General features: G+C 46.1%; 13 protein-coding genes. All 13 read left to right on the top strand.

Features of this window, described 5'->3' with window-relative positions; translation table 11 throughout:
* The first annotated feature begins 2 nt into the window (after window positions 1-2).
* On the top strand, window positions 3-1,103 hold the full coding sequence (locus P4361_RS01030; RefSeq protein WP_328087908.1) for an NADH-quinone oxidoreductase subunit D: 1,101 nt from the start codon (window positions 3-5) through the stop codon (window positions 1,101-1,103).
* Window positions 1,103-2,107: an NADH-quinone oxidoreductase subunit NuoH gene (nuoH, locus tag P4361_RS01025; protein ID WP_053356488.1), complete on the top strand. Its 1,005-nt coding sequence runs from the start codon at window positions 1,103-1,105 to the stop codon at window positions 2,105-2,107. Before P4361_RS01030 ends, nuoH begins: the two co-directional genes overlap by 1 nt.
* 71 nt (window positions 2,108-2,178) lie before the next feature.
* Window positions 2,179-2,598 (top strand): NADH-quinone oxidoreductase subunit NuoI, encoded by a 420-nt coding sequence (nuoI, locus tag P4361_RS01020; RefSeq protein WP_062238335.1) that lies wholly within the window; start codon window positions 2,179-2,181, stop codon window positions 2,596-2,598.
* Complete coding sequence (locus tag P4361_RS01015; RefSeq protein WP_256225084.1) at window positions 2,595-3,107, top strand: NADH-quinone oxidoreductase subunit J; 513 nt, start codon at window positions 2,595-2,597, stop codon at window positions 3,105-3,107. Before nuoI ends, P4361_RS01015 begins: the two co-directional genes overlap by 4 nt.
* Window positions 3,104-3,418, top strand: a complete 315-nt coding sequence (nuoK, locus tag P4361_RS01010) for an NADH-quinone oxidoreductase subunit NuoK (protein WP_053356491.1) — start codon at window positions 3,104-3,106, stop codon at window positions 3,416-3,418. The genes P4361_RS01015 and nuoK overlap by 4 nt, the downstream gene beginning before the upstream one ends.
* Window positions 3,419-3,434: 16 nt before the next feature.
* The gene (gene nuoL / locus P4361_RS01005) at window positions 3,435-5,303 is read left to right on the top strand and encodes an NADH-quinone oxidoreductase subunit L (RefSeq protein ID WP_328087906.1); all 1,869 of its coding nucleotides are present in this window, start codon (window positions 3,435-3,437) and stop codon (window positions 5,301-5,303) included.
* On the top strand, window positions 5,300-6,805 hold the full coding sequence (locus P4361_RS01000; protein WP_328087905.1) for an NADH-quinone oxidoreductase subunit M: 1,506 nt from the start codon (window positions 5,300-5,302) through the stop codon (window positions 6,803-6,805). The genes nuoL and P4361_RS01000 overlap by 4 nt, the downstream gene beginning before the upstream one ends.
* A gap of 4 nt (window positions 6,806-6,809) precedes the next feature.
* The gene (gene nuoN, locus P4361_RS00995) at window positions 6,810-8,327 is read left to right on the top strand and encodes an NADH-quinone oxidoreductase subunit NuoN (RefSeq protein ID WP_328087903.1); all 1,518 of its coding nucleotides are present in this window, start codon (window positions 6,810-6,812) and stop codon (window positions 8,325-8,327) included.
* 212 nt (window positions 8,328-8,539) lie between these two features.
* Window positions 8,540-8,773 carry a DUF1146 family protein gene (locus tag P4361_RS00990; RefSeq protein ID WP_254781666.1) on the top strand — a complete coding sequence of 78 codons (234 nt, stop codon included), beginning with the start codon at window positions 8,540-8,542 and terminating at the stop codon, window positions 8,771-8,773.
* A gap of 168 nt (window positions 8,774-8,941) precedes the next feature.
* On the top strand, window positions 8,942-9,685 hold the full coding sequence (locus P4361_RS00985; protein WP_328087901.1) for a YwmB family TATA-box binding protein: 744 nt from the start codon (window positions 8,942-8,944) through the stop codon (window positions 9,683-9,685).
* A gap of 30 nt (window positions 9,686-9,715) precedes the next feature.
* Window positions 9,716-11,035 carry a UDP-N-acetylglucosamine 1-carboxyvinyltransferase gene (gene murA, locus P4361_RS00980; protein WP_328087899.1) on the top strand — a complete coding sequence of 440 codons (1,320 nt, stop codon included), beginning with the start codon at window positions 9,716-9,718 and terminating at the stop codon, window positions 11,033-11,035.
* A gap of 248 nt (window positions 11,036-11,283) precedes the next feature.
* On the top strand, window positions 11,284-12,945 hold the full coding sequence (locus P4361_RS00975; RefSeq protein ID WP_328087898.1) for a M4 family metallopeptidase: 1,662 nt from the start codon (window positions 11,284-11,286) through the stop codon (window positions 12,943-12,945).
* A gap of 286 nt (window positions 12,946-13,231) precedes the next feature.
* Window positions 13,232-14,254, top strand: a complete 1,023-nt coding sequence (gene spoIID / locus P4361_RS00970; RefSeq protein WP_256225073.1) for a stage II sporulation protein D — start codon at window positions 13,232-13,234, stop codon at window positions 14,252-14,254.
* The last annotated feature ends 151 nt before the right edge of the window (window positions 14,255-14,405 follow it).

The following is a 14,405-nucleotide window of genomic DNA, read 5'->3' as shown; positions in this document are numbered from 1 at the left end:
CGGTGATTCGCACCGAAGAAATGCTGCTGAATGTCGGTCCTCAGCATCCGAGTACACATGGGGTGTTTCGGATCGTGCTGAAAATTGACGGAGAAACCATTATCGAAGCCCAGCCGGTCATTGGATATCTGCATCGCGGGACTGAAAAGCTCGCTGAAAACCTTCTATACACACAGATCATTCCGTACACAGACCGTATGGATTATCTTGCTGCAATGACGAACAATTATGTCATCTGCCATGCAGTTGAAACGATGATGAACATTGAAATTCCTGAACGGGCGGAATATCTCCGTATTCTCGTGATGGAGCTTGGACGGATCGCGAGCCATTTAGTCTGGTTTGGAACGTACCTCCTGGATATAGGAGCAATGAGCCCGTTTCTCTATGCCTTCAGGGAGAGAGAGGCTATTATCGGAATGTTAAACGAAATATCAGGGGCACGCCTGACTTTCAATTATATGAGGATCGGAGGAGTGAAGTGGGATGCTCCAGAAGGCTGGATCCAGAAGATTAGAGAGTTTGTTCCTTACATGCGGGAGCAGCTTTCAGGATATCACGATCTTGTAACCGGAAATGAAATCTTTTTGAATCGTGTAAAAGGCGTTGGTTTTTATACGAAGGAGGAGGCCCTTGATTACTCGTTAAGCGGCGCCAACCTGCGCTGTACGGGGATCAGCTGGGATTTGAGAAAAGACGAACCTTACTCCATCTATGACCGGTTCACGTTTGATGTCCCCGCATACGACAGCGGAGATGCCTGGGCCCGCTATCAGTGCCGGATGGCGGAAATCGAAGAATCCTTAAAGATCGTCGAGCAGGCGGTGGAACAGTTTCCTGAAAACGGAGAGATTATGGCGAAGGTGCCGAAGATCATCAAGCCGCCAAAAGGAGAAGCCTTCGTTCGGATTGAGTCGCCGCGCGGGGAGATCGGCTGCTACATCGCTTCGGAGGGGAAAAAGGAGCCTTACCGTTTAAAATTCAGAAGACCTTCCTTTTACAATCTGCAGATCTTGCCCAAACTTCTTGTCGGTGAAAACATCTCAAACCTGATTACCATACTCGGCGGAATCGACATTGTCTTAGGGGAGGTGGACGGCTGATGATCAATCATTTGTTATCCTCGCCTCCAGGCTGGATCCACGCGGCTGTCTTTTTTGGTTTAGGAGCCTGCCTGCTGGTTATTGTTCTCGGATTTGTAACGTATGCCATATTGGCGGAACGAAAAGTGCTCGGATTCATGCAGCTCCGTCCAGGGCCGAACCGGGTCGGTGGACGCTTTGGCCTTCTGCAGACCGTTGCCGACGTACTGAAGCTATTGCTCAAGGAAGACACCATTCCAAAGCTGGCCGATAAACCGCTTTTTATTTTGGCGCCGGTTCTCGCTTTTGCTCCAGCTTTCATGGTGTTAGCGGCCATCCCATTTTCTGATCATCTGAAGTTTTCCGACCTTAGCATCGGCCTATTGTATTACATAGCAATATCAGGTATTACTACGGTTGGGATCTTGATGGCCGGCTGGGCTTCCAACAATAAATACTCGCTCCTTGGGGGGATGAGATCTGCAGCACAGATGATATCGTATGAGATTCCGCTAGTCATCTCCGTGATCGGTGTCATCTTATTCAGCGGAAGCCTTAACCTGACAGACATTGTAGAAGGCCAGGAAAAAGTAGCTTATATTTTTTTATCGCCGCTTGGCTTTATTGTATTTTTGATTTCCTCTATAGCGGAGCTGAACCGTACACCATTTGACTTGCCGGAAGCAGAATCCGAATTGGTTGCCGGCTATCACGTAGAGTATTCAGGATTTCGCTGGGCCTTCTTCATGCTAACGGAATATGTGTATCTATTTGCAATGGCGTCACTAACGACTGTGCTGTTCCTTGGCGGATGGAAACCCATTCCGTTTTTAGGCTTCATTCCGGGCATCATCTGGTTTGCTTTGAAGTTCAGCCTGATCGTCTTCTTTATGATCTGGATCCGGGGAACAATGCCGCGCTTAAGGGCTGATCAGCTCATGGAGTTTGCCTGGAAGGTTCTTTTGCCGGTCGCTTTACTCAACATTTTTGTCAGTGCCGTCGTAAAAGAAATATTTTTAAGATAAGTGCAGCGGACTTGTTTTCGCTCTTGCCCGCAATGCGAGTTTACTAGACTGCAAAAAAGGAGTGGTGTGAGGTGAAAGGTCTTGCGAAAGGCTTGAAATATACGCTCAGCAATTTGACGAAGCAGAATGTTACGACCCAATATCCGGACGTTCCCCTTCAGATGCCTGACCGTTTTCGCGGAATCCAGAAATTCTACCCTGAAAAGTGCATTGTCTGCAACCAGTGTGCAAACATCTGCCCGACAGACTGCATTCAGCTGACAGGAAAGCCCCATCCCGATCCGGGGAAAAAGGGAAAGATCATTGACACGTACGACATTAATTTTGAAATCTGTATTCTATGTGACCTGTGTACAGAGGTCTGTCCGACAGAAGCGATCGTCATGACCAGCAATTTCGAACTGGCGGAGTACAGCCGTGATGAACTGTTTAAGGATCTGGCTTGGCTCGATGAGAACGACAACAATGTGAGGAAGGAGAATAAAGCATGACGGGAGAGATGATTGCTTTTTTTGTCCTTGCCTTAACGGCCATTGGGGGCGGGGTGCTGATGATCAACCTGTCGAATGTCGTTCATATGGTCGTTGCGCTTGTCTTTACATTCCTTGCTATAGCAGGAATCTACATCACGCTGTCTGCTGAGTTTGTGGCTGCTGTTCAGGTACTTATCTACTCGGGCGCCATCACAATCATCATGCTGTTCGGAATCATGCTGACACGCCACGAAAAGGACACGGAAACAAAAATGCCGAAATTGACCGTTCTATTGTCAGGAGCAGGGGTTGCTGTCTTTTTCCTGATCATGTTTTTTGGAATCAACCGCCTGAGCCTGGGGGCACCGGCTGTTGGCCTTCACATTGAAAATACGAAAAAAATTGGTGTAGAACTTTACTCGAAATACATCATTCCGTTTGAGCTGACTTCTGTCCTTCTATTGGTGGCATTAATCGGGGCGATCGTGCTGGCAAAAAGGGACGGAGAAGAGGAGGCTAAAAAATGAGCAGCATTCCTTTGTCTGTTTATCTCGTACTGGCCCTCATCCTGTTTTGCATCGGGCTGTTTGGAGCGCTGACAAAAAGAAACGCTGTTATTGTTCTTATTTCCATCGAACTGATGCTGAACGCAGTGAATATTAACCTTGTTGCATTTGCGAAATACGGAGCGAAGCCCGGCCTGACCGGACAGATCTTCTCTCTCTTTACCATCACCGTTGCGGCTGCTGAAGCGGCGGTTGGGCTCGCCATTCTTATGGCACTATACCGAAACCGCAAGACCGTCAATGTGGATGAAATGGATATTATGAAGCGCTAAAAAGGGGTTGGAAAAGATGATGCAGAATGCCTGGCTGATACCACTGTTACCGCTGCTATCCTTCATCCTTCTTTTACTTTTTGGAAAAAAACTAAAAGAAGCTTCTGCCTACGCCGGTATTGGATGCACCTTCATCTCATTGATCCTGGCAGTGATTGTCATGGCCAGCCAATGGGGAGGGGAGTCATACAAGGCAGAAGGAGTATGGCTGTATATCGGCAAACATGCTGTAACGATGGGATATGAAATCAATCCGCTGAATGCGTTGATGCTCGTCATCGTAACGCTTGTAAGCTTTCTCGTGCATGTGTATTCGAAGAGCTATATGCATGGGGATGGCCGTTTTCCTGTCTTTTATGCCTATCTTGGTTTGTTTACGTTTGCGATGCTGGGGCTCGTCTTGTCTCCTAACCTGCTTCAGTTGTATATCTTCTGGGAGTTGGTCGGCTTAGGATCGTTTCTCCTCATCGGATACTATTATTTTAAACCCGAAGCCAAGGCGGCTGCGAAGAAGGCCTTCATCATGACGCGTATCGGGGACGTTGGGCTCTTCATCGGGATTATTCTTTTATACTGGCAGACGGGGAGCTTTGAATACGATGAAATCTTCAAAGCAGCTGCCAGTCACCATATTTCCTCAGAAATGATAACACTGACGGCCATTCTGATCTTTGTGGGTGCCGTCGGGAAATCCGGGCAGCTCCCGCTTCATACGTGGCTCCCAGATGCTATGGAGGGCCCGACGCCAGTCTCCGCCCTTATCCATGCGGCAACGATGGTCGCAGCAGGTGTTTATCTTGTGGCTTCCATGTACCCGCTCTTTGAAGCATCGTCCGCAGCCATGACAACTGTAGCCGTTGTCGGCGGAATTACTGCAATATTCGCCGCATCCGTCGGCCTGATGCAGAAAGATATCAAACGGGTACTGGCGTATTCCACCGTGAGCCAGCTTGGCTACATGATGCTAGCCCTTGGCTCAGGCGGCTATACAGCAGGGATTTTCCATCTGATGACACATGCTTTCTTTAAAGCACTGCTGTTCCTGGCCGCAGGCAGTGTTATTCATGCCGTACATACTCAAAATATTGAAGAGATGGGCGGCCTTTGGAGGAAGCTGAAATTTACGGCTCCTTTATTTTTAATAGGAGCACTGTCCATTTCCGGATTTCCGCTCTTATCCGGTTTCTTCAGTAAAGATGAAATTTTAATGGCCACTTACGGGGACGGCCGCTACGGATTGTTTATCCTCGCTCTCCTCGCTGCTTTTTTTACCGCTTTTTATATGTTCCGCCTGTTTTTTATGGTGTTCGCAGGGAATTCAGGCCAAGCGCATGAAAAGGTGAAAGAATCCGATGTATCCATGCTTTTTCCCATGCTGGTTCTAGGTTTTCTGGCTGTCGTGGCAGGCTATTTAAATACCCCCTGGTTTGGTGCGTTTTTAGATCATTATTTAAGCCGCGGCCCTGTCCGCATTGCTGCAGAAGGAGAACATGGACCGGTATGGATTCCGTTCCTTGCCACGATCGTATCCTTGGCGGGAATCTTTCTGGCATACCTTATGTACGGTAAAAAAACACTGTCAAGAAACTGGCTGTCTCGTTCTCTTCCGTCTTTCAGCACCCTTATTTACCGCAAGTATTACGTGGATGAAGCTTATGATGCTACAGTCGTTAAAGGCACAACGCTGTTCAGTTATTTTTGGAGCTATGTTGACCGGTATCTCGTTGAAACAGCTGTGAACGGAACGGCTGGCCTCGTTCAATGGCTCGGTAAAAGAGGTTCCTCCATGCACGATGGCCAGGTTCAGAGATTTGGTGCCGTCGCTGTTGCGGGACTCGTTATCATCCTATTATTCTTTGCTGTTGCAGGGGGGTATTTCTCATGAGCCATCTGATATCCATCCTATTGTTTTCCCCGCTGGCCGGTATTGCTGCTTTGAGTGTAATGCCATCCAAAAATGAAAAGGCCTTAAAACTTGCAGGCCTGTTGGGCACGCTGCTGCCCCTGCTTCTTTCAATCATTGCTGCAGTTACCTTTGATCGCTCAGCTTCAGGGATCCAGCTTGCTGAACAAGGTAACTGGATCTCTTATAAAATGGATCAGGTTGGAGCAGGCTCATCTTTTGCTATCGACTATGAAGTAGGCGTCAACGGCCTGTCTCTTGTTCTCCTGCTGCTAACCGCTGTTATTTCTGTACTGGCCGCTCTCGGTTCCTGGACGATCAAGAAGGACTGGAAAAGCTATTTCATCTTCTTTTTGATATTAGAGCTCGGTATGCTGGGGGTATTCGCTTCTCAAAATCTCTTTCTCTTTTTTATTTTCTTTGAGTTGACGCTTATCCCGATGTTTTTCCTGATCGGCCGCTGGGGTTATGCAGACAGGGAAAAGGCTGCTTACAGTTTCTTGATCTATAACGGAATCGGTTCTGCCATTCTGCTCATTGTATTCGTTGCACTCTTTATGAGAACAGGAACGCTAAACTATGGAGAACTGGCGAAAATACTCGGCGGACATACCGATCCTGCTCTCGGAGGCACGTTCCGTATGTCCATCCTGATTGCTCTGTTTGTGGCTTTTGGAATCAAACTGCCGATTGTTCCTCTTCACACGTGGATGCTGCGTGTGCACGTACAGGCACCGCCTTCCGTTGTTATGATTCACTCCGGAATTCTTTTAAAGATCGGAGCATACGGACTCTTCACGTTCGGTATCGGATTTTTCCCGTCTGAATTCAAACGGATGGCAGTATGGATAGCAGTATTGGGTGTCATCAACCTTCTGTATGGTGCCTTTCTTGCCATCGTACAGACGGATTTGAAAAAAGTACTGGCCTATTCTTCCGTCTCCCACATGGGGATCGTATTGATCGGTTTTTCGGCACTGAATGAAGCAGGAGTAAAGGGAGCGGTCTTTCAGCTAATTTCCCACGGATTGATCTCTGCCCTGCTGTTCTTCTTGATCGGGGTGCTGTATGAACGGACCGGTTCTTCACACCTTAAGGACTACAGTGGTCTTGCAGGCGCCATGCCGGTCACTGCAGGCATCCTGCTTGCCGGAGGGCTTGCGTCGCTGGGACTTCCTGGCATGTCCGGATTTATCAGTGAGTTTCTGGCCTTTCTCGGACTCTTCAAGGTCATGCCGGTTATCGCTGCAGTGGGGGCTCTCGGTATCGTATTAACTGCGGTTTATATTTTGCGGGCTGTTCTTTCTGTAACCTTCGGGCCCCCAAAGGACGCTCATAGCGGCTTTTATGACTTGACGCTCCGAGAGAGGGTGCCGGCTTTTGTTCTTTTGGCTTTAGTGCTCTTTATTGGAATCTATCCAGGAATGCTGAGTGAATCATTACGCACGGTTTTAGACACAATCTTGTTAGGCTTAAGGGGGTAGCCAGATGGATCTTCACACGTTAACTTCAATGAACTGGGGAATCATGGCGCCTGAATTTGCCATCTTGGGAACAGCTATTATCCTGTCTTTGCTGGACTTGTTTATGCCACGAACGCAAAGCCGCCGTCCTCTCGGGATATTGGCCATTGCAGGAATAGCAGCGGCTTTCATTTTTTTATATCTGCAATTTGGACATGAAGGAGCATCACTTTTTCATGATATGTACCGGCTTGACTCCTTCTCGAAGGCGTTTAAGCTGATCCTGCTTCTGGGAACAGGGCTGATTTTAGTTTTAGCTTATGACTACCGGATGGGTGAAGAAGAAGAGTACCGTGGGGAATTCTACTATCTGCTGCTCACTGCTCTCCTTGGGGCCATGTTTATGGCTTCGAGCGGGGACATGATCACCCTGTTTATAGGCCTGGAGCTCCTTTCTCTTTCCTCCTATGTTATGGCAGGCATGAGAAAAAGAAAGTTGGAGTCGAATGAGGCTGCTTTTAAATATGTAGTAACAGGCGGGATTTCAACAGCCATCACAATGTTTGGGATGAGCTATGTATTTGGGTTGACTGGGGAAACAAACCTGTATGCAGTAGGTGCAGCATTGAGAGATACGAGCATCCTTCAGAATCAGTTTTTACTCGTATTTGCTTTTTTTATCACATTTGCAGGGTTAACTTTCAAAATCGCCTCTGCTCCTTTTCATATGTGGGCACCCGATGTGTATCAAGGCTCACCGCTTCCTGTTACCGCCTTTTTAAGCGTGGTCTCGAAAACAGCCGGATTTGCCATCATCCTGAGGTTTTTTCTCTTGTGCTTTAGTTCAGCGCCCGGCATTAAAGGAGATCCGCTGCTTCTTCAAGTTCAGCCGTATCTCGCTGTTCTCGCTGGAGCAACCATGATTGCCGGCAATGTGATCGCCCTCCGGCAGCGGAACATTAAACGGCTTTTCGCCTATTCGTCGGTTGCGCAGGCTGGCTATATTCTCGTTCCGTTCGTTTCCGTCTCGGCTTTGCTGTTTGAAACAACATGGTTTTATCTTCTTGCCTATCTGTTTATGAATATTGGTGCTTTTGCTGTCATTCAGGAAGTAACAGCAGCCAGCGGGACGAATGATATATCGGGCTTTGCCGGCTTATATAAGCGTTCTCCCTGGCTTGCTGTCGCCATGACCATCTTTATTCTGTCATTGGCGGGCATTCCGGCTACAGCAGGCTTTGCGGGGAAATTCGGAATCTTTATGAATGCCCTTGGAACCAACCCTGGACATTACATATTGGCAGGGATTCTAATGGCCGCCACGGTTGTCTCTTACTTCTATTATTTCAACATTATTGGCCAGATGTTTTTTCGTTCAGGGCAGGAAGAGCGGGCGATCCAGCATAAGAAGGGCCTCCTGTTTGTAACGGCTTTATGTGCAGCGGCAACCGTATTCTTCGGTATCTTCCCGGGAACCGCCCTCCATTTCTTTTATAATGAATTTCATCTCACAGATTTTTTCCAGACATTAGGACAAAAATAAGGGAATCTGCCGCGATGCAGATTCCTTTTTTATTTGGGAAATCCCTTGGATTTTAAAGATATGTCAAAATTGGGAACATGATTGAAAATAGGCCTTTTGTCTGTTCCTTTATGGTAAAATTCAGTTTATGCTACTTTCTATTGGTGTATGTTATCATGATGGTGTTTAGTAAGCACTTGGCCGATAAGGCCTTGTGGCAAGGAGGAACCCAGTTGTTTGAACAAGCCGGGCAGCAAGCGCTGCTTCATATCCTCGTTCACCTGCTTTTTCTCGTCATCACATGGTGGGCCATGCAGGCAATAAAATTTGACTCGTACATCAAAAAGGGCAAGGTGATCCAAGCACGCGTTTTATTCGTCTTAGTAACGATCGCTGTTGCCAGCCTCGTAAGCAGCTTCTTTCTCATGTATTTGAATTATTCCACACAGCTTAAATATTTATTTTAATTAACACATACCTACTAACCGTCTCAGCTCACAATGCAGCAAAAGATTGTTCACTGTTGAACAAAGTAAATAAGGTGAAGTTTCTGTCGGAATATGACTGCAACTTCCATGAATAATGGACCGTCCTCTGGCAAGAATGAGAATAGAGGAGAGGACGGGTGGAATAAAATGAAAAAGAGTATTATTTTATTTTTTGCTATTATATTATTGGTTCATTCTTATGAGAGTGTGCTGGCAAGAGAAGCAGCAAATATAAGCAAAATTTCGGACATGAAGCAAGCGATGGACGAGCAAGGTATTATTGTGAAAAAATGGTCGCTTTATACTAAAGGAAGTGCAGGTTTTACTTCCGATCTAAATGGGTATCGACAAAAAGCGGCATTATTAAAGAATGCAGCTAAAGGTTATAAATGGAACAATATGAATATGCAAGAACATTTAAAGATTACTGGGGTGCGATATTCTCAAGCAGGGAGCATAAAAGAGCGCCTTACGCTGGTGGGATACCCCCAAAAAGAAAAGCTTGCAACGTATCTTGTTTATGCGGTCGAAGGAAAGGGCTGGAATAAAAATCAATTTCAGCATTTTGCACGATCGTTTCAGAGTAGGGTCGCTACCTATTTTGAAGGAAAAACTTCAACTTTCTCTTGTATCACAGGGGTACATAGTGGTACAATGGACGTCGGTTTGTATAAACAAGCACTTGAGCTCATGACAACGTTCTCCGCTGTTCCTGTCGAAGAACTGAAGGAAGAGACGTTTGTATCAATCTCGGCATATACTAAGCATTGGGATGAGAAAATTAATACAGCTCACAAAGCTATGAATCTGCAGATTGCAATTAGAAATCAAGGAATGGGCGGCCAAACAGCCGTCACAATTGGAACACCAATAATTACGTCTGAATATTAATATAGAAATTGGACGCGGAGGGGAATTTCGTTGGAAAAAATCATTGTCCGTGGTGGTAGGCGGTTAGAAGGCTCTGTTAAAGTTGAAGGAGCAAAGAATGCGGTACTGCCTGTCATCGCAGCATCCATTTTAGCCAGTAAAGGCACAAGCACGATTAAAGATGTGCCGACCCTTGCTGATGTATATACGATTAACGAGGTACTGCGTTATTTAAATATTGAAATTAAATTTGAGAATGGCGAGATCCAAGTGGATGCTTCAGGAGCTTTAAAAACAGAAGCGCCATTTGAATATGTTCGTAAAATGCGTGCATCCTTCTTGGTAATGGGACCTTTGCTTGCACGCGTAGGATTAGCGAGAATCGCACTTCCTGGCGGTTGTGCAATTGGATCACGTCCGATCGATCAGCACTTAAAAGGCTTTGAAGCCATGGGTGCCACTGTTAAAATCGGGAATGGATTTATTGAAGCCAGCATAGATGGCCGCCTTAAAGGTGCAAAAATTTATTTGGACTTCCCAAGTGTAGGAGCAACAGAAAACATTATTACGGCTGCTGCCCTTGCTGAAGGAACAACCATTATTGAAAATGCAGCTAAAGAGCCTGAGATTGTTTGCCTTGCAAACTACATCAACTCCATGGGAGGAAAAGTAGTAGGCGCAGGTACTGGTACAATCCGTATCGAAGGTGTTGAAGAGCTTTCAGGTTCGGAGCACGCTGTGGTTCCTGACCGAATTGAAGCAGGTACGTACATGGTTGCTGCAGCTATTACTGGCGGAGACGTTTTTGTTGAAGGCGCGATTGCCGAGCACCTTCGCCCATTAATCGCAAAAATGGAAGAAATGGGTGTTACCATTAAAGATGAGGAAACTGGTCTTCGTGTCATTGGTCCGAAAGAATTAAAACCAGTTGATATTAAAACTATGCCGCATCCGGGCTTCCCGACAGATTTGCAGTCTCAGATGATGGCATTGCTTCTTCGGGCAAACGGTACAAGTGTCATTACAGAAACTGTGTTTGAAAACCGTTTTATGCATGTTGAGGAATTCCGCCGCATGAACGGAGATATTAAAATCGAAGGCCGCTCTGCCGTAATCAACGGACCTGTATCATTGCAGGGAGCCGAGGTTGCAGCAACTGATTTGCGAGCGGGAGCAGCACTGGTCCTTGCCGGCCTTGTAGCTGACGGTTATACGCGTGTAACTGAGCTTAAACATATCGACCGCGGCTATGTGAAATTTACTGAAAAACTTCATGATCTTGGAGCTGACATCGAGCGTGTTAACGAAGAATCAACAGCCGCTCCAGCAGAAGAGAAATCATCGGTATCATTAAAATCTAATCTTGCTTAATTTATAGTTTAAAGAAAGCTTCCTGCAGATTGCAGGGAGCTTTTTTTATTGCGGGTTTGAAAGGATAGTAAGAAGAGCATAAGAATTCCGCTATTAAAAAGTAAGGAAAATGACCTAGTTGATATAGAAAGTGAAGAAAGACTGGGAGTATATATTCAAAATTTTTAGAATAGTTTGAAATTAAATATAATTCGTGTACTATTAAATCAAGCAAGGCTATTCTATACATGACAAAGGGGATATGATCGATGAAGAAAAAGGCTCTGGCATTGGGATTATCATTTGGTTTGGCAGCATCGGCTCTTACACCGGCAATTTCTTTAGCAGCACCAAAAAATGTGCTGTCCAATTACAAGATAAGCGAACAAAAAGGTACGCCTGAATTTGTTTCTGGAAAGTTGACGAAAGCCTCTGGACATAATGCCGAAGCTGTTGTTCTTGGTTACTTAAACCAGCATAAGAGTGCATATAATTTTGGGTCACAAAAAGCGGAAGATTCTTTTGCTGTTCAATCTCAGCAAAAGGACAAGCTAGGTTCCACTGTTTTGCGCCTGCAGCAAGTATATAAGGGAGTTCCTGTCTGGGGTTCCACTCAGGTAGCTCATGTTGACAGAGACGGAGTTTTGACAGTGGTTTCAGGTTCAACTGTACCGAACCTTGATCAAAAGAGCAGCTTGAAAAATACTAAGAAAATCTCTGCTAAGAAGGCAATCGCCAAGGCAGTTAAAGATCTTGGATATACCCCCGATTATGAAAAGGCACCGACAGCCGATCTTGTTGTCTACACATCAGGTGAAAAAGCTGTTTATGCCTATCTTGTAAATTTAAATTTCCTGTCTCCAAAGCCGGGGAATTATAACTATTTTGTTGAAGCAGCTACAGGAAAGATTGTGAACAAGTATAATAACCTTGACGAAGCAAATGGTGGGCAGGCTGCTTCCAAACCAGGAGGAACCTTAACCGGAACCAATGCAACCGGGACAGGAAAAGGTGTGCTTGGTGACTCAAAAACGTTGAGAACCTTGTTATCCGGTTCAACCTACTACTTACAGGATAATACGAGAGGAAGCGGGATCTTTACATATGACGGAAAGAACCGCCAATTCCTTCCAGGTTCATTATGGGCGGATGCTGATAACACATATAATGCCGCATACGACGGTGCAGCGGTAGACGCTCATTACTATGCCGGAGTGACGTATGATTACTACAAAAACGTATTTGGACGCAACTCCTTTGATAATAAAGGCGGAGCACTAAAATCGACTGTCCATTACAGCCGCAACTATAACAACGCCTTCTGGAACGGGACGCAAATGGTTTACGGAGATGGTGACGGAACTACTTTTATTCCGTTATCCGGCGGCCTGGATGTAATAGGGCATGAATTAACCCACGCGGTTACGGAACGCAGCTCCAATCTGGTGTACCAAAATGAATCAGGTGCATTAAACGAAGCTATTTCTGATATCTTTGGAACGCTTGTCGAGTATTATGACAACCGTAATCCGGATTATGAAATCGGAGAAGACATCTACACACCGAATACACCGAATGATGCTCTTCGTTCGATGAGCGATCCTGCGAAATATGGCGATCCAGACCACTATTCCAAACGTTATACTGGAACTAGTGACAATGGGGGTGTCCATACGAACAGCGGCATCATCAATAAGCAGGCTTATCTGCTTGCAGTTGGAGGAACCCATTACGGCGTAACGGTTACTGGCATCGGCAACAGCAAGCTTGGAGCGATTTATTACCGCGCCAACACGGTTTATCTCACGTCGAACGCCACGTTCAGCCAAGCGAGAGCTGCGCTCGTTCAAGCGGCAGCTGATCTGTATGGATCAGGCTCTGCGGAAGTCAACTCGGTCAACAAGTCGTTTGATGCAGTTGGCGTCTATTAAAAAAGCAAAGGGGCTGTCCAAGAAGTNNTTGGCGCAAGCGCCTGCGGGAGTCTCACCTGTCACGCTAGTCCCGCAGGAGTCTCGCACCTTGCACTCCAATCAACTTTTCATTGAAGATTTTTCACGTCAAAGGAGCTGCCTGAAGGTCAATTTTCGACTTTCAGGACAGCCCCTTTTTCTATGAGATTGAAAAGTAGAACTGAGATTGAAAGGAAAAACAAGTTCTAATAGTTTGTCTCCCTCCATAAATTGTAAAGACTAATCAATTCAGTGGAGGCCAGGCCGAATGTTCATGAAAATGAAGCCGATTACCTTCTTCGTCTCTGTCTTTGTTGTGGTCACCGTCCTTCTTCCGGCTTTGCTCGTGCTACCCTACTCTTCCAAATCATCCTTTTTGCTAGAGACAAAGCCGAAGGAAATCAAACGAGCTGCCATACCGAGTCTAGCATCGACACTTGCTGTACCCGTCTACCGCACAGCTGAGAAAAAGGTGGAAAAGGTCGCGCTCGAGGAGTACGTCAAAGGAGTGGTCGCTTCTGAAATGCCCGCTGACTTTAAACTTGAGGCGTTAAAGGCTCAAGCGTTAACAGCCAGAACGTACATCGCCAGACTTTTGGACAGCGCTCAAGGGGGAAATCTTCCAGGCGGGGCGGCTGTGACGGATTCCATTCTTCATCAGGTCTACAAAAATGATGATGAATTGAAGAAGCTGTGGGGAGACGAATATCCAGAAAAGATGAAGAAGATCACCAAAGCGGTAGCAGAGACGAAAGGAAAGATTTTAACGTACGACGGGAAACCGATCTTTGCGAGTTTCTTTTCAACAAGCAATGGTTATACCGAAAACAGCGAGGACTATTGGGGAACGAAATATCCTTATCTAAAAAGCGTAAAAAGCCCGTGGGATCAAAACACTCCTAAATTCGTCCAGAAACAGGAGATCTCTTTGCTGGATGTTGAGAGAAGGCTGGGGGTCGTAATTCAAAAGGACGGAGAAGTGGGCACGGTAACAAAGAAAACCGCAGGAAACCGGATCGCCCGTATGACCATTGACGGAAAAAGCTTTAAGGGCAAAGAGATCCGTGAGAAACTGGGTCTTCGCTCAGCCGATTTTACGCTGACGAAAAAGAAACAAGAAGTGATTGCAGTGACGAAAGGCTTCGGCCATGGAGTGGGGATGAGCCAGTATGGAGCAAACGGCATGGCGAAGGCCGGCAAGAACTACAAGCAAATTGTAAAATACTATTACAAAGGAGTGGCCATTTCAGAATACAAGCCTGATCCTGGCCGTTCCACCGCAAAGCAGTAGCCTTTCCAGACCCGGCGAAAAAGCCGGGTCTTTTGTGTTTAACCCCTTCCTAATCCTGCGGAGAAAAATAAAGTTTTGGGAATCATGCATAGTATTCAAATCTTTGTCGAAAAATAATATCCCAATTTTTTTCATACCAAAGTATATATTT

This window comes from Fictibacillus sp. B-59209, assembly GCF_036216745.1.
Classification (GTDB): Bacteria; Bacillota; Bacilli; order Bacillales; family Fictibacillaceae; genus Fictibacillus_C; species Fictibacillus_C marinisediminis.
The sequence above is the reverse complement of the archived record's forward strand: the minus strand, read 5'-3'. Positions and strand labels throughout refer to the sequence as shown.